This is a genomic window from Duganella hordei, assembly GCF_040369125.1.
Lineage (GTDB): Bacteria > Pseudomonadota > Gammaproteobacteria > Burkholderiales > Burkholderiaceae_D > Rugamonas > Rugamonas hordei.
In genome coordinates this window covers 87,640-107,981 of record NZ_BPWI01000014.1, presented here as the reverse complement: position 1 = coordinate 107,981, position 20,342 = coordinate 87,640, and the positions used below count along the sequence as shown (strand labels likewise).

At 65.8% G+C, this 20,342-nt stretch carries 21 protein-coding genes; 4 read left to right on the top strand and 17 right to left on the bottom strand.

The annotated features are described in order from the left end of the window. Positions 1 to 19 precede the first annotated feature (19 nt). The 3 genes from ABWW33_RS25555 (at position 20) to ABWW33_RS25545 (ending at position 2,335) form a co-directional block, all read left to right on the top strand. Positions 20 to 586 (top strand): pseudouridine synthase, encoded by a 567-nt coding sequence (locus tag ABWW33_RS25555; RefSeq protein ID WP_353404279.1) that lies wholly within the window; start codon positions 20 to 22, stop codon positions 584 to 586. Between the two features lie 81 nt (positions 587 to 667). Further along, a complete protein-coding gene (locus ABWW33_RS25550; protein WP_353404278.1) occupies positions 668 to 1,999 on the top strand; it encodes an HD-GYP domain-containing protein in 1,332 nt (443 codons plus the stop codon). A 117-nt stretch (positions 2,000 to 2,116) separates the two neighbouring features. Further along, positions 2,117 to 2,335: a hypothetical protein gene (locus ABWW33_RS25545; protein WP_353404277.1), complete on the top strand. Its 219-nt coding sequence runs from the start codon at positions 2,117 to 2,119 to the stop codon at positions 2,333 to 2,335. Between the two features lie 130 nt (positions 2,336 to 2,465). On the opposite strand, the gene rpsT is transcribed toward ABWW33_RS25545, so the two are convergent. Beyond that, on the bottom strand, positions 2,466 to 2,732 hold the full coding sequence (gene rpsT, locus ABWW33_RS25540; RefSeq protein WP_008446456.1) for a 30S ribosomal protein S20: 267 nt from the start codon (positions 2,730 to 2,732) through the stop codon (positions 2,466 to 2,468). 191 nt (positions 2,733 to 2,923) lie between these two features. Between rpsT and murJ the strand changes: the two genes are divergently transcribed. Then, a complete protein-coding gene (murJ, locus tag ABWW33_RS25535) occupies positions 2,924 to 4,462 on the top strand; it encodes a murein biosynthesis integral membrane protein MurJ (protein ID WP_176655173.1) in 1,539 nt (512 codons plus the stop codon). Positions 4,463 to 4,548: 86 nt separating this feature from the next. Here murJ and ABWW33_RS25530 read toward each other — a convergent pair whose 3' ends face one another. The 16 genes from ABWW33_RS25530 to ABWW33_RS25455 form a co-directional block, all read right to left on the bottom strand. Then, positions 4,549 to 5,064 (bottom strand): FxDxF family PEP-CTERM protein, encoded by a 516-nt coding sequence (locus ABWW33_RS25530; protein WP_353404276.1) that lies wholly within the window; start codon positions 5,062 to 5,064, stop codon positions 4,549 to 4,551. A 234-nt stretch (positions 5,065 to 5,298) separates the two neighbouring features. After that, complete coding sequence (locus tag ABWW33_RS25525; RefSeq protein ID WP_353404275.1) at positions 5,299 to 6,036, bottom strand: type II secretion system protein; 738 nt, start codon at positions 6,034 to 6,036, stop codon at positions 5,299 to 5,301. 1 nt (position 6,037) lies between these two features. Then, positions 6,038 to 6,418 carry a type II secretion system protein gene (locus ABWW33_RS25520; protein ID WP_176655171.1) on the bottom strand — a complete coding sequence of 127 codons (381 nt, stop codon included), beginning with the start codon at positions 6,416 to 6,418 and terminating at the stop codon, positions 6,038 to 6,040. After that, complete coding sequence (locus tag ABWW33_RS25515; RefSeq protein ID WP_176655170.1) at positions 6,412 to 6,888, bottom strand: type II secretion system protein; 477 nt, start codon at positions 6,886 to 6,888, stop codon at positions 6,412 to 6,414. The genes ABWW33_RS25520 and ABWW33_RS25515 overlap by 7 nt, the downstream gene beginning before the upstream one ends. A 4-nt stretch (positions 6,889 to 6,892) precedes the next feature. Beyond that, entirely contained in the window at positions 6,893 to 8,875 is a 1,983-nt protein-coding gene (locus ABWW33_RS25510; protein WP_353404274.1) for a secretin GspD/PilQ domain-containing protein, read from the bottom strand. Next, on the bottom strand, positions 8,875 to 9,435 hold the full coding sequence (locus ABWW33_RS25505; protein ID WP_176655168.1) for a hypothetical protein: 561 nt from the start codon (positions 9,433 to 9,435) through the stop codon (positions 8,875 to 8,877). The genes ABWW33_RS25510 and ABWW33_RS25505 overlap by 1 nt, the downstream gene beginning before the upstream one ends. Continuing rightward, entirely contained in the window at positions 9,432 to 9,983 is a 552-nt protein-coding gene (locus ABWW33_RS25500; RefSeq protein WP_176655241.1) for a hypothetical protein, read from the bottom strand. Before ABWW33_RS25500 ends, ABWW33_RS25505 begins: the two co-directional genes overlap by 4 nt. Further along, the gene (locus ABWW33_RS25495) at positions 9,980 to 10,537 is read right to left on the bottom strand and encodes a hypothetical protein (protein ID WP_353404273.1); all 558 of its coding nucleotides are present in this window, start codon (positions 10,535 to 10,537) and stop codon (positions 9,980 to 9,982) included. Before ABWW33_RS25495 ends, ABWW33_RS25500 begins: the two co-directional genes overlap by 4 nt. After that, positions 10,534 to 11,376: a hypothetical protein gene (locus ABWW33_RS25490; protein WP_353404272.1), complete on the bottom strand. Its 843-nt coding sequence runs from the start codon at positions 11,374 to 11,376 to the stop codon at positions 10,534 to 10,536. Before ABWW33_RS25490 ends, ABWW33_RS25495 begins: the two co-directional genes overlap by 4 nt. Then, entirely contained in the window at positions 11,369 to 13,063 is a 1,695-nt protein-coding gene (locus ABWW33_RS25485; RefSeq protein ID WP_353404271.1) for a GspE/PulE family protein, read from the bottom strand. Before ABWW33_RS25485 ends, ABWW33_RS25490 begins: the two co-directional genes overlap by 8 nt. Further along, on the bottom strand, positions 13,060 to 14,256 hold the full coding sequence (locus ABWW33_RS25480) for a type II secretion system F family protein (protein ID WP_353404270.1): 1,197 nt from the start codon (positions 14,254 to 14,256) through the stop codon (positions 13,060 to 13,062). Before ABWW33_RS25480 ends, ABWW33_RS25485 begins: the two co-directional genes overlap by 4 nt. Positions 14,257 to 14,316: 60 nt before the next feature. Then, positions 14,317 to 14,760, bottom strand: coding sequence for a type II secretion system major pseudopilin GspG (gspG, locus tag ABWW33_RS25475; protein ID WP_176655165.1), 444 nt, complete (start codon positions 14,758 to 14,760; stop codon positions 14,317 to 14,319). 149 nt (positions 14,761 to 14,909) lie between these two features. After that, positions 14,910 to 15,698: an XrtB/PEP-CTERM-associated transcriptional regulator EpsA gene (gene epsA / locus ABWW33_RS25470; RefSeq protein ID WP_353404269.1), complete on the bottom strand. Its 789-nt coding sequence runs from the start codon at positions 15,696 to 15,698 to the stop codon at positions 14,910 to 14,912. A gap of 2 nt (positions 15,699 to 15,700) precedes the next feature. Then, entirely contained in the window at positions 15,701 to 16,426 is a 726-nt protein-coding gene (gene phoB / locus ABWW33_RS25465; protein ID WP_176655163.1) for a phosphate regulon transcriptional regulator PhoB, read from the bottom strand. Between the two features lie 196 nt (positions 16,427 to 16,622). Next, a complete protein-coding gene (locus ABWW33_RS25460; protein WP_353404268.1) occupies positions 16,623 to 17,255 on the bottom strand; it encodes an NF038129 family PEP-CTERM protein in 633 nt (210 codons plus the stop codon). Between the two features lie 12 nt (positions 17,256 to 17,267). Beyond that, entirely contained in the window at positions 17,268 to 20,303 is a 3,036-nt protein-coding gene (locus ABWW33_RS25455; RefSeq protein ID WP_353404267.1) for an ExeM/NucH family extracellular endonuclease, read from the bottom strand. Between the last annotated feature and the right edge of the window lie 39 nt (positions 20,304 to 20,342).

The following is a 20,342-nucleotide window of genomic DNA, read 5'->3' as shown; positions in this document are numbered from 1 at the left end:
ATTTCACCAGTATAGAAGCATGTCCCTGATACTCTTTAATAAACCTTTTCAAGTGCTGTGCCAGTTCTCCCCGCAGGACGACAAGGCCACGCTGGCCGACTACCTGAAGATTCCCGCCATCTACCCCGCCGGCCGCCTGGACGCCGACAGCGAAGGCTTGATGCTGCTGACCGACGACGGCAAGCTGCAGCACACCATCGCCCATCCCGACCACAAGGAAGCCAAGGTCTACCTGGTGCAGGTGGACGGCGTGCCGGACGCGGCCAGCCTGGCGAAGCTGCAGGCGCCGATCGACCTGGGCGACTTCGTCACCAAGCCGTGCAAGGCGGTGCGCATCGCCGAGCCCGAATGGCTGTGGCCGCGCAACCCGCCGATCCGCCAGCGCGCCGGACAGCCGACCAGCTGGCTGGCGATCACGCTACAGGAAGGCAAGAACCGCCAGGTGCGGCGCATGACGGCCGCCGTCGGCCTGCCGACGCTGCGGCTGGTGCGCAGCGCCATCGGCGCCATCTCGCTGGCGACGCACCCGCTGATGCCGGGCGAATGGATGGAAGTGTCGCCCAAGGATTTGTCTGGCCAGAACTAAATCTGGCAATTGAGCTAGCATTTGGGCAAGCATTGCCTATATTAAATAGGTTGGCGTATTGCCACGCGCCGGGGGAAAGCCATGCCTGCAGAAGCGACCGCGTCCTACACCGAGAGTCCATACTATCTGCAGGCCGTGGCCGCGCTGGCGCGCAGCCGACCGGTGACGGCGCACCGGGACATCTACTGTAGCAACGGCATGAAGCTGGTCGCCGGCGGCACGCGGCTCGGCGACGAGCAGTTCGAGCGGCTGGCCCAGCACAAGCTGACCGAGCCGCTGGACGGCATGCTGATCAGCGATCGGGCGATCGACGCCGCCGGCCTGGCCATCGAGGCCGGCAAGATCCTCGAGCACGACCCGGTCTATGCCCGCCTCGCCAACCGCGCCGGCGACCCGCTGGCCGTCAAGCACGGCCTGGCAGCGCTGAGGCTGCCGCCCCCGCTGCTGATGCGGCTGACCGTGATGCGCGAGCAGCGCCCCGACATCTTCGAGCACTCGCTGCGCACCAGCATGATCGCCTGCGCGCTGGCGCTGCGGCTGAAACTGGACGCCGGCGACCGCGCCACGCTGCTGCTGGCCGCGCTGTGCCACGACGTCGGCGAGATGCACACCGACCCGCTGCTGCTGGCCAGCGGCCACAACATCACACCGGACGAGCGCCGCTTCATCCACGTCCACCCGCTGACCGGCAATGTGCTGCTCAGCTGCATACCCGGCTTTCCACCGGCCGCGCGGCTGGCGATCCTGCAGCACCACGAGCGGCAGGACGGCAGCGGCTATCCGGCCGGGCTGCGGGCCGGGAAGATCTCGCCGCTGGCCAAGCTGCTGGCCGTGGCCGACGTGGCCGAGACGGTGATACGCCGCTTCGACCTGCCGCGGCTGGACATGCTGGCGCGCCTGCACCACAGCCGCTTCGACGCGGCCGCCGTCGACGCCCTGCGCGACCTGATCCACTCCACGCCGCAGGACGCCCACCAGACGCGGCAGGAGCGCGGCCCGGCCTTCCAGCTGGCCCACCTGGCCGAGGTGCTGCGCGCCTGGTTCGCGCTGCGCAGCGCCTTCGAGCACCAGGTGGCGCCGACGGCGCCGGAGCGCTCGCCGCTGGCCTTCCTGTTCGAGCGCATGAACTCGATCCGGCAACTGGTGCTGCAGGCCGGCTTCGACCCCGACCACAGCGACAGCATGCTCGACATCGCCCACGACGACCCCGGCATCCTGCTGGAACTGCGCACCATGCTCGATGAAATGGAATGGCTGCAGCTGGACCTGGCCAATGAAATCGACCGCCGCTCGGCCGAGCTGCTGGGCCTGTCGCGCACGCCGCTGACCGACCTGCTGCGGCACCTGCGGCACGAGGACTGTGGCGCACAATGCCGCAACGACGCGCCATATTTGATGCAATGCAGCAAATAAAATTTTAAAAAACAGCAGTTTTTGTGTCAACTGGAAATTTTTGAGCTGCGTTAATGAAACAGATTCATCCGAATCTTTGTTTTTTTAGCTGTTTCTCAACTGACTAAGGAACTTATCATGTCCAAGATCATCGCTGCCCTGGTTGCCTCCCTGTTTGCTGCTTCCGCTTTCGCCGCCGCCCCGTCCGCTTCGGCATCCGCCTCGGCCATGGCTTCGGCGCCGATGGCCTCCGCCCCCGCTTCGGCCGACGCTTCGGCTCCGAAAGCCAAGAAAGCTAAAAAAGCCAAGAAAGCCGCCGCTTCGGCAGAAGCCTCCGCTTCGATGCCAGCCAAATAAGTTCTGGCGACCGGACCGGGCCGGCCTTGCGCCGGCCTTTTTTACGCCCGCAAAAAAGCGGCCGCACAAGCGAAAAAACCCGCGCTGACCAGGTCAGGCGGGTTCTTGCTGTAAATCCCCGTGCGGGGAATTAAGCGGACAGTGCCTTCAGGGCAGCTGCCAGACGGCTCTTATGACGAGCTGCCTTGTTTTTGTGGATGATCTTCTTGTCGGCGATGCTGTCGATGGTCGACACGGACGATTGGAAGATTGCGGTCGCAGCAGCTTTGTCGCCGCCCTGGATCGCCTTGCGAACTGCCTTGATAGCGGTGCGCAGGGTCGAACGCTGGGACGAATTGTGAGCGTTTTGCTTGACTGCTTGACGAGCGCGCTTACGCGCTTGTGCGGTATTTGCCATGGAATTTCCTAAAACAGGGTAAAGGTGCGTTTGCAAACATTATTGTTTGCCAAACAGGTGCGTTCAGTGCGTCTGCCGAACCATGTGAGTCAAACTACTGCCTGCCAAACATTAGTGTCTGCGTAACAGAATTCTGTACAGCCTGCGATTATAGCGATATTTTTCGACGGGAGCAACTATAATCACTGCCCATGAACTTGCTCAAAACACTCTCCGCCATCTCCAGCATGACCATGCTGTCCCGTATCACCGGATTACTGCGCGAAACCCTGATTGCACGCGCCTTCGGCGCCGGCGCCTATACCGACGCCTACATCGTCGCCTTCCGCATACCCAACCTGCTGCGCCGGCTGTTTGCCGAGGGCGCGTTCTCGCAGGCCTTCGTGCCCATCCTGTCGGAATACAAGAACAAGCAGGGCCAGGAAGCCAGCAAGCGCCTGACCGACCACGTGGCCAATACGCTGGTGTGGTCGACGCTGATCGTCAGCGTGGTCGGCATTATAGCGTCGCCGCTGTTTATCTACCTGATCGCCAACGGCCTGGAAGAGTTCGACGCCGCCGTGTGGATGACGCGCCTGATGTTCCCTTATATTAGTTTCATGGCCTTCGTGGCGCTGGCCGGCGGCGTGCTCAACACCTGGCGCGAGTTCAAGATCCCCGCCTTCACGCCGGTGCTGCTGAATATCGCCTCCATCCTGGCCTCGCTGTTCCTGCAGCAGCACCTGGAACACCCGATCTACGCGATGGCGATCGCCGTGTTTGTCGGCGGCGTGCTGCAGGTGGCGATCCAGATCCCGGCCCTGATCAAGATCGGCATGCTGCCGACGCTGTCCTGGAACCCGGCCGCCGGCCTCGGCGATCCCGGCGTGCGCCGCGTGCTCAAGAAGATGGGCCCGGCGGTGTTTGCCGTCTCGGCCGCGCAGATCAGCCTGATGATCAACACCAGCATCGCCTCGCGCCTGGCCGAGGGCAGCATTTCGTGGCTGTCCTACGCCGACCGCCTGATGGAGTTCCCAACCGCGCTGCTGGGCGTGGCGCTGGGCACGATCCTGCTGCCGAGTCTGTCCAAGGCGCAGGCCGACGGCGACCAGCAGGAATACTCGGACTTGCTCGACTGGGGCCTGCGCCTGACCTTCCTGCTGGCGCTGCCGGCGGCGGTCGGCATGGCCGTGCTGGCCGAACCGATGATCGCCACCCTGTTCCACTACGGTAAATTCACCGCCGAAGCGGCCGCCCAATCCACCCACCCGCTGATCGCCTATGCCGCCGGCCTGCTGGGCATTATCCTGGTCAAGACGCTGGCGCCGGCGTTTTACGCGCAACAGGATATCCGCACGCCGGTCAAGATCGCCATCGGCGTGCTGCTGGCGACGCAGCTGATGAACTGGATCTTCGTGCCCTACCTGCAGGTGGCCGGCCTGGCGCTGTCGATCGGCATGGGCGCCTGCCTGAATGCGGGCTTCTTATATGCGGGCTTGCGCCGGCGCGGCATCCACCGGCCGAAGCCGGGCTGGACAGTGTTCTGCGTCAAGCTGGTGATCGCCTGCGGTTTGATGGGCGCGGCGGCCTGGTTCGGCGCGCGTCAAATCGATTGGCTGGGTCTGCAGCACCACGCGCTGCTGCGCGCCGCCGCGCTGCTGGCGTTAATCGGCGTGTGCGCCGGCGTCTACTTCGCCGCCCTGCTGGCGATGGGCTTCCGCCTCGCCGACTTCAAACGCATCGCGCGCTGACCTGAAGCCACAGACGAAAAAAAACCCGCCTGCACTGAACGCGATCGTAGCGCGTTCAGGCTGGCGGGTTTTTTAGCGGCTAAGACTTAGGCTGCGTTCTTTGCTTTGCGACGAGCAGCGACAGCACCAACCAGTGCCAGGCCACCCAGCATCATGCCGTAGGTTTCTGGTTCTGGAACTGGCAGAGCCGCAACGGTGGCGGTGTACTGGGTGTTCTTAATAGCGGTAACACCCCATACGTGCACGGTGTAGGTACCGGCGGCCAGGTTGCCGGCCCAGTTCAAGTTCAGCTGGTTGCCGTCGATGTTGGCCGAACCGAACGTGCCACCTGGAACGCCCAGGATCTCAGCGCCGAAACCGGTGATGGCACCAGTTGGAACGGCGAAGGTTTGCTGCGCACCGAACGAGGTTGCCGAAGGCGTATCGACGGTGAAGATCCACGAGTCGTTGATCACCGAGCCGACTGCGACGTACTTGACCGACTTCTCCGACAGGGTGTCCGGACCGGTAGGGTCCAGGGTGCCCAGAATTGTGGTTGTCGCAGACGCGCCGAACGATGCTGCCGCCAGCAATGCGCCGGCCGCGAGAGATTTCAATTTCATATGATTTTCCTTAATCAAACGAATTGTGGCTGCGCTTGCGCCAACCACTTTGTAAGTCAATAGGAGTGCTGCCGAGACAAATAGTAGCATAAAAGCATATATTACAATTGTAAATATTCTATTTTTTATTTCTTATAGATAACAATTTTCACAATATAAAATACGTATTGCATTGCACCAATTCCGTGAAAGCCTCGCGCATGATTTTGGTGAAAAAAATGAACTTTTCTCACGCTAGTCTTGCTTTACATCAGGATTTTCGGGCTCTTGCGGCGGGGGTGGTGGCGGTGCCGGAGCAGACTCTTCAGAGGGAGCGGGCGGCGTTTCAGGCGCCGGGACGGGAGTGGCTGGAGTTGGGGCTGTCGGCGCCGGCGTCAGAATTGGTGCAGGCAATGGTGCAGACATATTTTGTTGTAACGCAGGTACAGCGGGCGCAATTTGCGGCTGGGTTCCCGTCATCGTCGCGGCGCCAGGCAACTCGGACGCCATCGTGAACTTCCACTCGGAGATGTGACTCTTGCCGTCAAATCCAGAATAGCGCGCCGGGAAGTTGCCGACTTTCACAGGTTTGTCATTCGACAAACTGTACACCGCCAGCACGCCCACCTTGTCGCCCAGATAAACAATGCCCCACTCCGGCTTGCCCGTCACCGGATCGACAAACAGCTTGCGCAGGTGGCGGCGGGTCCCGGGAAAACGCGGATCCTTGAGCAATTCCTTGAGCGACGGCGGCTGCGGCGGCTGTCCTTGCGGCGTCGCGTCGGCGTAACTTTTCAAGGCGTCGCTGAATGCGGCGCCGATTTCCAGCAACTCCGTTTCCGCCCTGCTGCGCTGCAATACCGAACCCAGTTTGAGCGACGTCGCGGCCACCAAAGCGATGATGGCGACCAGGATGATCAGGCTCAGATAGGTGAAGCCGCGGCTGCCGGCAAGGCGCCGCGGAATGTGCTGGAATGTTGACGCTTCAGCCATATCACCAGTCGGAATATGGCTTGCCGCTGCGGTCGTTGCCGGGGGCGCCGCTCTTGATGTTGTAGATGCCGCCCTTGGTGGCGTCTTCCGGCGGCACCAGTACCCACGTCGCGTCGCTGTCGGTGATCGGATCGACCGGCAGCCCGCGCAGGTACTTCTTCTCCACCAGCTGCTCCAGCGTGTCCGGATAGCGGCCGGTATCGCCATAATACTGATCGATCACCTGGCGCATATTGCGCAGGTTATCGGCCAGCACCACCTCCTTGGACTTGTCGATGCTGGGGAAATAGCGCGGCACGGCCAGCGTCAGCATCAAGGCGACGATGCCCAGCACCACCAGCAACTCGATCAGCGTGAATCCCTTGGTTTTCATATTCACCATTTCTTGTACGGCACGCCATTCAGGCCGGTCTTGTCGCTCTGGCTGTAGACATCGTAGACGTCCTCGCCCTCCTTCGGCTGGTCGGCTTCGCTGGCGTAGCTGCGCTTGCCCCAGGTCTGCGACTCGCTCAGCGAGGCGTCGGGATTGAACGGGTCGCGCGGCACCCGGCGCAGGAAGAATATCTTCGCATGCTTGGGGTTTTGCACGTCGGGCACGCCCTCCACCAGTTGCTCCAGCGTTTTCGGATAGCCGGTCGCCCCCAGCGACTTGGCGACGCGGCCCTGGTCGTACGCCACCTTGTAGGCGTCGATCGCCGCGCGGATCTGGTGCAGCCCCTCGCGCAGCTCCTGCTCCTGGCGGCGCTGCACCACCACGTTCGCGGTCGGGATCACCAGCGCGCTGAGCAGGCCGAGGATGGCCAGCGTCACCAGCAGCTCGATCAGCGTGAAGCCCCGCGCGCGCATCGTCATGTCCTTACTGCTGCGGCACCGGCGGCGCAGGCTCGGGCTGAGGTTCCGGCTGCACCGGCTGCGGCTGCACTCCCTGGGTCGGCGGCAGCGGCGCCGGCTGGCCCTGCGAGATTGGCATGGCTTGCACCGGCGGCGGCGGACGCACCGGCGACGGCACGGCCGGCAGCGCGGCCGGCTGCATGCCCGGCACCGGCGGCAACTGCGCCGCCGCGCGCGGCGTCAGGTCCGGACGGCGGCGGAAGCTGGCCTCGGTGCCGGCCGAGAATTCCGACGACGACGCTTCCGGACGCTGCACGTTGCGGATCAGGTGCGGCGTGATCGACAGCACGATCTCGGTTTTCTGGTTGTCGTCGCGCTGGCTGCCGAACAGGCGGCCGATGATGGGCAGGTCGCCGGCGCCCGGTATGCGGTTGGCGGTGCCGCGCTCCTCGCTGTTGATCAGGCCAGCCAGCACCTGGTTCTCGCCGTCCTTCAGCTGCAGCAGCGTGGACGCCTGGCGCGTGCCGATCTGGTAGGCGGTGCCGCCGTTCTTGGTGGTGATGGTGTTGGTCAGGTTGCTGACCTCCAGTTGCACGCGGATCGCCACCTCGTTGTTCAGGTAGATGGTTGGCTCGACGTTCAAGGTCAGGCCGACGTCGACGTAGGTGACCGAATCGCTGGCGAAGCCGCCCACGCCGGACGACACCGTGGTGGTAATCACCGGCAGCTTGTCGCCGATGACGACCTTGGCCTTTTCCTTGTTGCGCACGCGGATGCGCGGATTGGCCAGCAGGTTGGAGTCGGTGTTGGTCTTGTTGGCGTCGATGGCCATCGACACGCCGGTGACGCCGATGGTGCGCTGGTTCAGGTTGTTCAGGTCGCGGATCGTGATGCCGGTGCCGCCGGAGGTCGACAACGGCGCCAGGCCGATGCTGGTCGGCCATTCGACGCCCAGATTCATCAGGCTGCCCTTCTTGACTTCGAGGATCTCCACTTCCAGCATCACCTCCGCCTCCGGCGCGTCCTGCAGCGCCACCAGCTTTTCGGCCAGGCGGATCGCCTCCGGGCTGTCGCGCACGATCAGCAGGTTGAGTTTTTCATCGACCACCACGTCGCGCGACTTGAGGATGGTCTTCAGCGTGTTGGCCACCAGCTTGGCCTCGGCGTTCGCCAGGAAGAAGGTCTTGACCGTCATCTCCTGGTATTCCTTCAGCTTGGCCGCCACGTTCGGATAAATCAGCACCGTGTTCGCGTCCATCACCTGCTGCTCCAGCTGGTTGGTCAGCAGCAGGAAGTAGATCGCCGATTCGACGGTGCTGTTCTTCAGCAGCACCGTGGTGCGCTGGTCGGTCTTGACGTCCTTGTCGAACACGAAGTTCAGGCCGGAGCGGCGCGAGATCACCTCGAACACCTGCTTGAGCGGCGCGTCGCGGAACTCGATCGAGATCGGCTGCTTGTACGATTTCGCCAGGCCCGATTCCACCGCCGGCGGCGCGGTCTTGTCCAGCGCCTCTCGCAGCATCAGGCGCGCCTTCTCGTTGCCGGGATTCTCGGTCAGCAGCGCGTTGAGCTTCTGCTTGGCCAGCTCGTATTCGCCCTTGTTGAGGTTTTGCGCGGCGGCGTCCAGCAGCTTGCTCTGGCGGCCGTCCCGCTCCAGCGCGCGCAGGCCGTTGCGGGCGCGTTCGTTCGACGGGTCCAGTCCCAGCACGCGGCGGAAGCCCTGCTCCGCCAGGTCCAGCTTGCCCTCGGCCTGCTGGCGCTCGGCCTGGTCGAGGTAGCGCAGGGTGGCGCGGTCGCGCTCCACCAGATAGGCCGAACGGAACTGGGCGTTGCCGGGATCGGCCTTCACCGCCTCCTGGTACTTCAGCAGACCGGCTTCGATCTGGTCTTTGGCGATCAGGTCGCGGCCGTCGCGGTACGCCATTTGTCCGGCACAGCCGCTCAGAGCGATCGCCAGCATGGCGGGCAGCGCGGCGCGGCGGCCCAAATTCTTCAGATGACTAGCCATCAGTCGAGGACTCCAATATTGATCTGTTGTACCTGGTTCAAAGGCAGATAGGTCACGGACATCAGCGGCGGCGCGATCCTGTCCACGCGGTAGGTGCCGTCGATGACGGTTTGATTGCGCACCACATAGGTTTTGTCGGCGCGGGACAAATACACTTCCCAGGCACCGTCGGCGACGGCCTTGCCGATCACGACGAAGGGTATCGGCGGCGCCATCGGCGGTGGCGGCGGTACGTTCACGGCGGATTTGGGCGGCGGCGGTGGCGGCGGCGGGTTCCAGTTCTGGCCCAGGAAGACGCCCTCGCCCGAGGCGAACGTGGCCTCGCCGGATTCGCCGACCAGCATCGCGCGCGGCGTCAGGCGCAGGATCGCGACCTCGGCCTGCGGCTTGGCGTCCCTGGAGGCCCGGCTTGCAGGCACGGGAGCGGCGGCGGCGGGCGCGGACGCGCGGACGCGCGCCACCGGCTCGGCGATGTCGCCGGACGGCGAGTTATCGCCAAACAGCACCAGGCCGGCGGCGGCGACCAGCGCCACGCCCATCACGATTTGATAGGGTTTCATGGTTCGCCGTCCTTCAGGTACAGGGTAAAGCGCAGGCGCGCTTCGACGTTGGCGTCGGCGATGGCGTCGCGGCGGAAAGCGATTTCGTCGAGCGAGGCAAACGGCATGTCGCGCAGGCCCTGCATGGCGAACTGCCAGATCGATTGATACGGTCCCTTCACCGGCAGGTTGATCTGGTAGGTGCTGACGCGGCTGGCCTTGTCGTAGAAGGCCTTGTACTCGCCCTGGCTCAGCGACAGATTGCTTTTCGCGGCAAGGTCGAACAGCACCTTGACCTGCTGCTCGGCGTAGCGCTTCTCGCCCAGCACCTCATAGAAGCCGGCCAGGTTCTGGTTGGCCGATGGCGGCGGCGGCGCCGTCACCAGCGCGGCCGGCGTCGGCAAAGGCTGCGCCATCAGCCGCGCCTGCGCCGCGCGATGCGGCAGCAGCCAGGCCCACGCCGCCACGCCGGCCACGCACAACACGATGGCGATGCAAGCGGGCGCGCCGATACGGCCGAGCGCCAGCCGCGCGCGCAGCACCAGGGCCGCCAGGTTAATCCGGTTCATCGCGCTACCCATGTGGCCTCCAGCTGGAAGCGCAAGGGCCGGTTCGGGTCCTGCTCGTTGATCTCATGGCGGGTCAACATCACGCCGCTGAACAGCTCCTGCTGCTTCAGCTCCGCCACGTAGGCCACCATGTCGTCGCTGGTCTTGGTCTCGGCCGTGAGCTTGAGCACCCGCTTGCGCGGATCCGGCTCCATCGCCACCAGCGCCACGCTGCGCGGCGTGGCGGCGGCCACCGCATCCTGCAGCTCGCGCCACGGCAGGTTCAGTTGCATGATGGCGCCGTTGACGAAGGTGGCCTGCGCCTCCGGTATCGCCACCTGCGCCACCTCGACCGGCCGCGCGGAAATGGCCGCTGCGCGTTCCTGCACGTGCCGCAGCTGGTGCGCGCGCAAGCGCTGCTGCTCGACCAGCTTCCATCCGCCGAAACCGGCGCCGGCGCACAGCAGCAAGCCGAAGCCGGCCAGCGCCAGCAACGCCGGATGGGTGTGGAACAAGCTGCGGCGCAGGCTGCGCGGCGCGAAATCGATGTTCATGCGCTTATTCGTATGCATCATGCGAGGCTCCCGCCGCGCGCCAGCAGCACCATGGCCGACATCTCGCCGGCCGGCGCCTGCTGCGCATGGTCCAATGCCGCGCAAGCGATGCAGGCCGCGTTGGCCGGCGGCTTGCTCCATGCGGCAGGTGCGGCGCCGCATACTTGCAGCGACTCCGGCGCGGCCATGTCCAGCAGCAGCGCCTCGCGCGTCAGCGTCTGGCTCAGCCAGTATTGGTCGGCCCCCTGCGCTCCCGGCAGCGGCAGCACGCGGATGGCGCGGATGCCTTTGCCATCGGGTTCGATGGCGGCCAAGGTCAGCAGGTTGTCGTGCACCAGGCCGAACCACGCGCCCGGCTTGATGCCCCGCCGCCAGCGGTTCCAGGCGGAGACGAAATGCGGTTCGATGCCGACGACGCGCAGCTTGAATTCCTGCGCCACCAGCCGCAGCACGGCCAGCAAGGCGCGCGGCACGGCGGCGGCGAAGAACGGCTGCGTCGCGCTCCAGTCGGCGGAAATCTGCCACGCCGTCGCCGCTTCGCCATACAGCGACTGGAAGCGGAAGCCGGCCGCCGCTTCGATGTCCGCCAGACGCGCGGCGCCCGGCGGCGGCGTCACGCGCCACATGCGGGCCAGGTCGTCGGCCAGCACGATGCTGGTCGGCCAGCCGCCGACTTCCTGTTCGCCCAGCAGCGCGCGCAAGGCGTTGGCGATGGCGTCGAAGGGATGCTCGCCCGATGGCGCGATCGCCTGCTCGGCCAGCACCGTGAACGGCTCGCCGGTCCAGCGGCTCACGCGCAGCAGGCTGACGCCGGAGCCGGAGACGCCGATGCGCAGGGATTGTCCGAATGATCTACGCATGCAAGGTCACCCGTTTGATTTCGGTCAGCGTGGTGCCGCCGCGCTTGACCAGTTCCAGCGCCGCCAGGCGCAGGCTGCGCGTGCCGTTCTCGTAGGCCGCCTGCTTGATCTGGCGGATCGGCCGCTTGTCGACGATCAGCTCGCGGATCTCGTCGTTCAGGGTCAGGATCTCGGCGATCGAGCGGCGGCCCTTGTAGCCGGTGCCGCGGCAGTCGCCGCAGCCCTTGCCCTGCATGAAGCGGTAGTCGTAGACGTCGGCGCGGGCCAGGCCCACGCTGGCCAGTTCCTGATCGTCCGGCGTGTACTGCGCAGCGCAGTGCGGGCAGTTGATGCGCACCAGGCGCTGCGCCCAGATGCCGTTCAAGGCCGACACGAACGCATACGGATCGATGCCCATGTGGGTGAAGCGGCCGAACACGTCGAACACGTTGTTGGCGTGGACGGTGGTCAGCACCAGGTGGCCCGTCAGCGCCGACTGCACGGCGATTTCCGCCGTCTCGCGGTCGCGGATCTCGCCGACCATGATCTTGTCCGGGTCGTGGCGCAGGATCGAGCGCAAGCCTTTCGCGAAAGTCAGCCCCTTCTTCTCGTTGACCGGGATCTGCAGGATGCCGGGCAGCTGGTACTCGACCGGGTCTTCGATGGTGATGATCTTTTCGCGGCCGTTGTGGATCTCGGTCAGCGCGGCGTACAGCGTGGTGGTCTTGCCGGAGCCGGTCGGCCCCGTCACCAGCAGCATGCCGTAGGCTTCCTGCGCCAGCACGCGCAAGGTCGCCAGCGAGGGCGCGTCGAAGCCCAGCGCCTCCAAGGTCAGCGAGCCGTAGGCTTCGATCATGGCGCGCTTGTCGAGGATACGGATCACCGCGTCCTCGCCGTGGATGCTCGGCATGATGGAGACGCGCAAATCGATCTCGCGCGAGTTGGCCTCGACGCGGAAGCTGCCGTCCTGCGGCACGCGGCGCTCGGCGATGTCCAGCTCCGCCAGCACCTTCAGGCGCGAGATGATCTGCTCGGCGACGTCGATGCCGTTGACGGCGGTGGCGTGATCGAGCACGCCGTCGACGCGGTACTTGACGGCCAGGCCGCCGGAGGTGCTCTCCAGGTGGATGTCGGAGGCGCCCGCCTTCAAGGCGTCGTACAAGGTCGAATTGACCAGCCGCACGGCGGGGCTGGCCGCTTCCGACACCGACGCGAACGACAGCACGGCGGCGGTCTTGCCGTCGCGCCGGCCCTCGCTGGCGCCGGGCAGCAGCGAATCGGTGGCGCGCGCGGATTCTTCCTGCTTCGACAGGTAGGCCTGGATGTCGGCCTGCAGCGCCAGCCGCGTTTGCAGCGGCGCGTGCGGCGTGGCGCGCGCCTGCGTGCCCAGCCAGGTCTGCAGGTCGAGATCGAAGGGATCGGCGATCACGCCGACCACCATGCCGTCGTGCCCGCGCAGCAGCACGCAGTGGCGCGCCATCGCCTGCGACAGCGGCAGCAGCTCGAAGGCCGGGGTGAAGGCCAGCATGTCCACGGTCTCCAGCACGGCCATGCCGAACGGATGCGCCAGCGCCTGCACCACCAGGCGCGGCTCCATGCCGCTCAAGGCTTCCAGCTCCTCGACCAGCGTGCGTTTCGATTGCTGGCGCAGGTGGCGCGCGCGCGCCACCATGGCGGTATCCAGCACCGGCGGGGCCTGGAGCGTCATGACATGTCTCCGGCCAGATCAAATATCGGCATATACAGCAGCACCACGATGGCGCCGACGACGAGGCCGATGGCCGCCATCAGCAGGGGTTCAAAAGTACGGGTAAAGCGTTCGATCCAGCGGCTGATTTCACCGTCGTAGAAGGCCGCCGACTGCGTCAGCATCGGCCCCATGTCGCCGGTGCGCTCGCCCACGCGCAGCATGCGCAGCGAGATCGGCGTGGTCAGCTGGTTCGATTCGAACGCGGTCGACAGCGGCAGCCCCGCCTCGATATCGGCGCGCGCCGCCTGCAGGTTCTGGCGGATGCCGGCCGACACCATGACCTGCACGGTGTCGATCGCATGGATGATGGTGATGCCGCCCTCGCTGAGCATGCCCAGCGTCAGGTACAGCCGCGACAGCTCATAGATGCGCACCCGCTCGCCGATGCCCGGCAGGCGGCCCAGCAGCCGCGCGAAGCCGCCGTTGCCCATCAGCTGGCGCACGCCCAGCGCCAGCGCCGCCAGCACGGCGGCGATCCCGCCCAGCAGCAGCATGGTGTGCTGGCCGGCGAACTGGCCCCAGTTGAGCATCTGCTGCGACAGCCACGGCAGGTTGCGGCCGGCGCCCTGGTAGACCTCGGCGAAGCGCGGCACCACGTAGCCGATCAGGAACATGCTGACGCCGCCGCCGACCAGCAGCAGGATGCAGGGATAAATCGCCGCCGACACCAGCTTGCCGCGCACCAGGTCGATGCGCTGCTGGTAATCGATGAAACGGGACAGGGAGCGCGGCAGGTCGGAGGTGCCCTCGGCCGCCTTGACGATGCCGATGTACAGCGGCGGGAACAATTCCGGCTGCTCGGCCAGCACGGCGGAAAAGCGCTGGCCTTCGCGCAGGCCGGACAGCAGGCGTTCCAGCACGCTGCGCGTGGCCGGGCTGCTTTCCTTTTCCAGCAGCGCCTCCAGGCCCTCGACGATGCCCAGGCCGGCCGTCAGCAGCGCCAGCAGCTCCTGGCTGAACAGCACCAGCGAGAGGCCCTTGCCGCGGCGCTTGCCCCGTCGCAGGCCCAGCCCGCCGCCCGCCGGCGTGATGGCGCTGACGAACAAGCCGCGCGCCTCCACCTGACGGCGCGCGTCGGCCTCATCGCGGCCATCGATCAGCAGATGCGAGATGACCATATCGGCCGACAATGTGCGGACATCGAACTGCATGGCGAAAACTACTTTCCGTGACGGCTGGGATGATTAGCTTACTACGAGATTGTTGCCGGTTTATTGCGAGCTGATGTCGGCGTCTTCGCCGGTGCCGCCGGGCTGGCCGTCGCGGCCCAGCGAAGTGATCTCGAACTCGGACTTGGTGCCCGGCGCCTTGTACTGGTATGGATGGCCCCATGGATCCGGCGGCACGCCCTTCTTCAGGTAAGGGCCGTTCCATTTGGCGCCGGCCGTGGCAGGCGCCACCAGCAGCGCGTTCAGGCCCTCGTCGGTGGTCGGATAGCGGCCCACGTCCAGGCGGTAGGTGTCGAGCGATTTTTCAAACGCTTCGATCTGCGCCTTGGCGATCGTCACTTCCGACTTGCCCAGCTGGGCGAAGTACTTGGGGCCCACATAGGCCGCCAGCAAACCGATAATAACGATGACCACCAGCAGTTCCAGCAGGGTAAAGCCGCCAGCCTTGTGAGCTGCGGTCTTACGGGAATTCTTTGCAACTTCCATCCTAACGACTCCTTAATTCGCCACGCCCTGCGGCAAGATGTCAGAGGCTACCATGCGGTTTGCATACCAGACAATCTTTTCTTGCCGTGTGCGCCTGCGGCCGCGCCAGATTGCGACGGTTTCATGCCCGTTATCGGAATAACAATCCCTCAGGCGGCTTCCGCCAGGGCCAGCGCCGGCTGTTCGAACAGGTGCAGCGCCATGCCGCGCGCGATGGCGTGGGCGCGGTTGGACACCCCCAGCAGGCGGTACAGCCGCTGCAGGTGATTCTTGACCGTCAGGCCGCTGATGCCGAGGATCAGGCCGATTTCCTCGTTGCTCTTGCCCTCGCGCACCCAGTACAGGATTTCCATCTCGCGCGCGCTGGCCGGCCGCGCCAGCGCGCCGGCGCGGGCCTGGCGCTGCTGCTGGTTGATGCGCTGCAGCGCCATGTGCAGATGCGGCAGCAGCAGTTCGAGGAAATAGGCGTGGCGCGCGCGCGGCCGGTGCGGCAGGCCGAACAGCGCGAAAAAGGTGGCGCCGCCCGGCAGGCGCTCGCTGCCGTGGAGCAGCAGATTGTCCAGGCCCAGGTCGCGCAACTCGCCCAGGAACGGCGCCAGCGGATGGCGCTCGGCGCCCGGCGTGGCGTCCAGCATGGCCGGCAAACCGACGCCCTGGCGGCAATGGCGCGCCAGCCGCAGCGCCAGGCCGTCGTCGCGGTTGCCCAGGCGGCCAAGCAGTCCGGCGTCCAGCACCGTGCTGTGCACGCATTCGACGTGCTGCACCTCGTCCTGCGGGCCGAACTGCAGGCACACCATGACCTGGTGCGGCAGCAGCGCCTGCAGCTGGCCCTGCGTCCACAGGAAGAACTGGCGCGCCTGCCGCACCGGCAGCGCCGCCTCGATCGCGTGCAGCAGGTACTCCTGCTCCAGCTTGCTCAAGATGACCAGTTGTTCCACGGTCAGACCCGGGCCGCCATGCCGCCGTGCCCGCTGGCGCTGAAGCGGTAGCCGCTGCCGCGCACGGTTTCGATGCGCTGCTGGTGGCCGCTGGGCTGCAGCGCGCTGCGCAGGCGGCCGACGTGGGTGTCGACGGTGCGCTCGTCCAGGTAGACGTCGCTGCCCCACACCTGGTCGAGCAGCTGGGCGCGCGTGTGCACGCGCTCGGGATGGCTCATCAGGAAGTTCAGCAGCTTGAATTCGACCCGGCCCATGGCCAGTTCGCGGGCGCCGGCGGTCACGCGCAAGGTGTGCGGATCGAGCCGCAGGCCGGCCATCTGCACCGCGTCGGCGCCGTACCGTTGCACCTGCGACTGGCCGCGGCGCAGCAGCGCGTGCACCCGGGCCACCATCTCGCGCGGGCTGAAGGGTTTGGTCATGTAATCGTCGGCGCCGCTTTCCAGCGCCATGATCTTGTCCGGCTCGCCGCAGCGGGCGGTCACCATGATGATCGGCAGGCCGCGCGTGGACGGCTGCGCGCGCAGGCGGCGTATCAGCGACAGGCCGGACTGGCCGGGTAGGTTCCAGTCCGTCATCAGCATGTCCGGCACGCCGTCTTCGAGCATCAGCAAGGCGCTCTCGGCGTCGCACGCGCGGCTGACCGTGTGCCCGGCCATGCTCAGGTTGAGGGCTATCAGTTCCTGGATCGCAGGTTCGTCTTCAATGACAAGGATATGGGCGGGTAGCATGGCAAATCCGTGTAAAGGAAATACTATGCAATAAGCAAACTGGCATTACTAATATGATTTGTATTGAGAATTCAGATATTTTTAGTATATATCCAGTGTTTACCTGTATTACTTGCGGTTTAGAAGAGACGATCTAAAATCGTGCGCGCATAAAAAAACGACACATTGCTGTGTCGTTTTTTTGCGCGGCTAAAACTCAGGCCTGCAGCTTGCGGCGGCGGGCCAGGCCAACCAGCGCCAGGCCGGCGCCCAGCATGGCCCAGGTCGTTGGCTCCGGTACGGCGCTGACGTGCACGCTGGCGCTGTTGAAACCGCTGGCGACCAGGCTGCCGCTGCCGCCGGCGTTGGCGGCCGGGGTCCAGTCCAGGTGCAGCAGGCTGTATCCGTCCGCGCCGGTGGCGCCCAGCACGCTGTCCTGGGCGGCGTTGAACAGCGCCACCGAGAACGCCGAGCCGCTCTGGCTGGCGCCGGCGTCACTGTCGATGGTGACGTTGAAGCTGACCTTGCCGCCGCCGAAGCTGACTTCATGGAACAGGTCGCTCGGGCCGCCGGCAGTGCTCATGCGGAAGCCGGAAGCCAGCGAGCCGGTCACGCCCACGGCCTGCGCCGTCGACGAGTCGCCGAAACCGGCGAAGCCGCTCAGGTCCGCCCAGGCCGCGACCGGGTCCACCGGCGACGGATTGAATTGCAGGTCGATCCAGCCGTTGCTGCCGAAACCGGCGGTATCGAGTTCGATATGGAAAGTCGAGGCGGCCGAGGCCAGCGTGGCGCAAGCGCTCAGTGCCAGTGCCAGTACGCTGCGGCGGAAAGTGGTGGTGGTGATAAACATGTTCATGAGTCCTTAGAAAGTGCCGCTGGAAATTTTTACCGACGAGTACGTCACGCCGCCGGTGCCGGTCTTGGTGAACGTGGTCGGTACCGAGACGGTGGCGCCAGGCGCCAGGCTGCCGCTGACGGTGATGTACGGCGAACCGTCATGAGTGCCGTTGGCATTGACCAGGGTGGCGCCCGCCACCAGTCCGACCAGTTCCACCTGCAGCGGACCTTGCAGCGCGGTGTTGCCGGTGTTGGTCAGCGACAGCGTGCCGGTCCATTTGCCGGTCAGGCGGTTCAGCGTCAGGCCCGAGGCGATGGTGCGGATGCTGCCGGTGACGTCGGTGTACGGCGCCGCCAGGTTCAGGCTGATGACCACCGGATCGTGGTCGGATGCGCGGTACGGAGCGCTGGTGTACTTGTCCTGCGGCTTGCCGTCGGTGTTGTAGTCGACCACGGTCGGCTCGTCGGCGTTGTTATGCCATTCGGCGGCGGCGGCCACCTGCGGGCTTAGCGCGGCGCTGGCCAGCGCGTGGTCCAGGTAGCCCGCTTCGCCGTTGAACACGAACGAGTACGGCATGTCGCCGCTGCCGCGCACGAAGCGCTCCAGCTGGTTGACGTAGCCGGTGGCGGTGATGGTGTTGATCGGATCTTCCATGCCGTAGGAATTGAAGTCGCCGATCAGCAGCACCTTGGCGTCGCCGGCGGCGCTGACCACCTGCGGCACGAAGGTGTTGACCAGGCGCTGCGCCTGCAGGATGCGGGTGGCGTTCCAGCAGCTCTGGCTGTCGTTGTGGTCGGCGTCCGGACCGCTGCCGCTCGGGCAGCTGCCCTTCGATTTCAGGTGGTTGACCACCAGCGAGAACTTGGCGCCATTGGCCGCCTTGAAGGTTTGCGCCATCGGCGGACGGTTGTTGATGGCGTCGCCGTCGGTCAGCGCGTTGCCGACCATGGTCAGCGCCGCCGGCTTGTAGATCATCGCCACGCGGATGGCGTCGGTGCCGGTGGTGGACGGCTTCGGTACCACCGCGTAGGTCTTGAGGCCGGTGCCCGGCGAGATCGCTTCGTTCAGCGCGTCGACCAGCTTGGTCACGGTGTATTCGCCGCTGTTCTGGATTTCCATCAGGCCGAACACGTCGGCGTTGATCGCCTTCAGTTCGCCGACGATCTTGGTGGTCTGGCGGTTGAACTCGTTCAGGTTGTCGGCGCCGCGGCAGTTCGACTTGGCCACCGACGACCCCAGCGAGCAGCCCTGGTTGGTGTTGCCCTCGACGTCGGTGCCGTTGGTGAAGGTGGTGAAGTAGTTCAGCACGTTGGCGCTGGCCACCTTGATGTTGCCCGGTGCCAGCACCGGCGGATCGGTGCGCGGATTGTCCTGCGAGAACACCGGCGCCACGGTCGGCTGCAGCTTGAAGCCGGCGCCGCCGCCGCCCTTGGCGCCGAAGTCGACCACGCCGGTCAGGTCGGACACCGTGTCGCCGGCGCGCAGCGAGCCGTCGGCGCCCAGGTAGGGAATGGTGGTCGGCGTGACGAAGATGCCGTCATCCAGCACGATCTGGTTGAGCGCGTTGGCGGCGGCGTGCGCCAGCGCTTCCGGGGTGCCGGCGCGATAGCGGTTGGAAGCGATTTCCAGGCGGCCCGACGACAGCGTGACTTCGCCGCGGTCGCCGAGGAATTCCAGCTGCGACACGGTCAGCGGATTGGTGAAGCGCACCAGCATGCCTTCGACCTGGCCCAGGTTCGGATGCGGCAGCTGGACGTTGGTCGGGGTGATGCTGATGCCGCCGGCCAGCTTGACGATGGCGCTGATGTTTTGCAGCTCGGTGTAGGCGTGGCCGCCGGCGACCGGCGCGTAGTCGCTGACGCTGCCGGTGATGCGGATCTTGTCGCCGACCTGCACCGTGCCGCTGTTGGCGGCGGTGGTGTAGACGAACATGCCGTCCGAGGTCAGCGGATCGCCGTCGCCGGTCTCGTCCTGGATGAAGAAGCCGGAGCCGACCTTGGCCGTGACCACGCCTTCGGTGGTCTGGATGGTGCCGGCGTACGGGCTGGTGTCGCCCTGGCCCTGGATTTGCGGAATCGTGTGGGTCAGCGTGGCCGGCGCGGCGACGCTGACGTTGATGGTGCAGCTGGTTTGCTGGGACTGGTCGTTGTCGAAGCGGATCGTCACCGGATAGGTGCTGGCCTGGACCGAGGCGGCCACGTTCAGGCTGACGGTGGCGTTGCCGCCGGCGGCCGATGCCGCCAGGAAGTTGACCAGGCTGATGCCCGGCACGGCGGCCGAGGTGATGACGGCGTTGTTGACGACGCCGTCGCTGTCGGTGGCGCTCAGGTCGGCGCTTCCGCTGATGCCAAAGGCCAGCGACAGGCTGGCCGGGCAGGTGGCGACGATAGGCGGCGCGGCCGGCACGCCGCAGGCATGCAGCGCGCTGGCGCGGTTGCGCGGGGTCGGCTCGCCGGCGCTGAAATCGGTGCTGTTGTTGTCGGCGTCGGTGCAGCCGGCGGCGGCGCGCAGCGCGGCGGTGGTGTTGCTCAGGGTTGGCGCGGCGGCGCTGCCTTCAAAGTAGCCGGCGGAGCCAAAGCCGATCAGGTCGACATAGGAGCCGGCGGCGGGCGCCGCGCCGGCCAGCGCGCTGACGTTGCCGACCAGCGCCACCTTGCCGGTGGTGCCGCTCAGCGCCAGGGTGCCGATGGTATCCGGTGCCGGCAGGCTGTCGGTGCCGCCGGTGCCGACCGCTTCCTGGACCAGGAAGTACTGGCCGGGCTGCAGCACGGTGTTGCCGGCGAGCTTGGTGACCTGCCAGCTGCTGCCGGTGGCGCTGGCGTATTGCACGCTCCAGCCGCTGATGTCGACGGCGCTGTCGCCGCGGTTGAACAGTTCGATGAAATCGTTCTTGTATTTGGCGCCGGAATTGCCGCCGCCGCCATACACCTGGCTGATGACGATGGGCGTGGCGGCCAGGGCCTGGGCCGACAGGCCCGCCATCAGGGCGGCGGCGATGATGGTGCGCCGGCCAGGCGTGGCGGCGGCCCGGGTGGCCGGTGTAGCGAAGAATTTTTTCATGAACAGTCCTGGAATGTTGGCAAATTGATTTTGAAGCTT

Coding starts and splice junctions, on each gene's coding strand:
- ABWW33_RS25555 (WP_353404279.1), top strand. CDS start 20: ATGTCCCTGATACTCTTTAATAAACCTTTTCAAGTGCTGTGCCAGTTC.
- ABWW33_RS25550 (WP_353404278.1), top strand. CDS start 668: ATGCCTGCAGAAGCGACCGCGTCCTACACCGAGAGTCCATACTATCTG.
- ABWW33_RS25545 (WP_353404277.1), top strand. CDS start 2,117: ATGTCCAAGATCATCGCTGCCCTGGTTGCCTCCCTGTTTGCTGCTTCC.
- rpsT (WP_008446456.1), bottom strand. CDS start 2,732: ATGGCAAATACCGCACAAGCGCGTAAGCGCGCTCGTCAAGCAGTCAAG.
- murJ (WP_176655173.1), top strand. CDS start 2,924: ATGAACTTGCTCAAAACACTCTCCGCCATCTCCAGCATGACCATGCTG.
- ABWW33_RS25530 (WP_353404276.1), bottom strand. CDS start 5,064: ATGAAATTGAAATCTCTCGCGGCCGGCGCATTGCTGGCGGCAGCATCG.
- ABWW33_RS25525 (WP_353404275.1), bottom strand. CDS start 6,036: ATGGCTGAAGCGTCAACATTCCAGCACATTCCGCGGCGCCTTGCCGGC.
- ABWW33_RS25520 (WP_176655171.1), bottom strand. CDS start 6,418: ATGGTGAATATGAAAACCAAGGGATTCACGCTGATCGAGTTGCTGGTG.
- ABWW33_RS25515 (WP_176655170.1), bottom strand. CDS start 6,888: ATGACGATGCGCGCGCGGGGCTTCACGCTGATCGAGCTGCTGGTGACG.
- ABWW33_RS25510 (WP_353404274.1), bottom strand. CDS start 8,875: ATGGCTAGTCATCTGAAGAATTTGGGCCGCCGCGCCGCGCTGCCCGCC.
- ABWW33_RS25505 (WP_176655168.1), bottom strand. CDS start 9,435: ATGAAACCCTATCAAATCGTGATGGGCGTGGCGCTGGTCGCCGCCGCC.
- ABWW33_RS25500 (WP_176655241.1), bottom strand. CDS start 9,983: ATGAACCGGATTAACCTGGCGGCCCTGGTGCTGCGCGCGCGGCTGGCG.
- ABWW33_RS25495 (WP_353404273.1), bottom strand. CDS start 10,537: ATGATGCATACGAATAAGCGCATGAACATCGATTTCGCGCCGCGCAGC.
- ABWW33_RS25490 (WP_353404272.1), bottom strand. CDS start 11,376: ATGCGTAGATCATTCGGACAATCCCTGCGCATCGGCGTCTCCGGCTCC.
- ABWW33_RS25485 (WP_353404271.1), bottom strand. CDS start 13,063: ATGACGCTCCAGGCCCCGCCGGTGCTGGATACCGCCATGGTGGCGCGC.
- ABWW33_RS25480 (WP_353404270.1), bottom strand. CDS start 14,256: ATGCAGTTCGATGTCCGCACATTGTCGGCCGATATGGTCATCTCGCAT.
- gspG (WP_176655165.1), bottom strand. CDS start 14,760: ATGGAAGTTGCAAAGAATTCCCGTAAGACCGCAGCTCACAAGGCTGGC.
- phoB (WP_176655163.1), bottom strand. CDS start 16,426: ATGCTACCCGCCCATATCCTTGTCATTGAAGACGAACCTGCGATCCAG.
- ABWW33_RS25460 (WP_353404268.1), bottom strand. CDS start 17,255: ATGTTTATCACCACCACCACTTTCCGCCGCAGCGTACTGGCACTGGCA.
- ABWW33_RS25455 (WP_353404267.1), bottom strand. CDS start 20,303: ATGAAAAAATTCTTCGCTACACCGGCCACCCGGGCCGCCGCCACGCCT.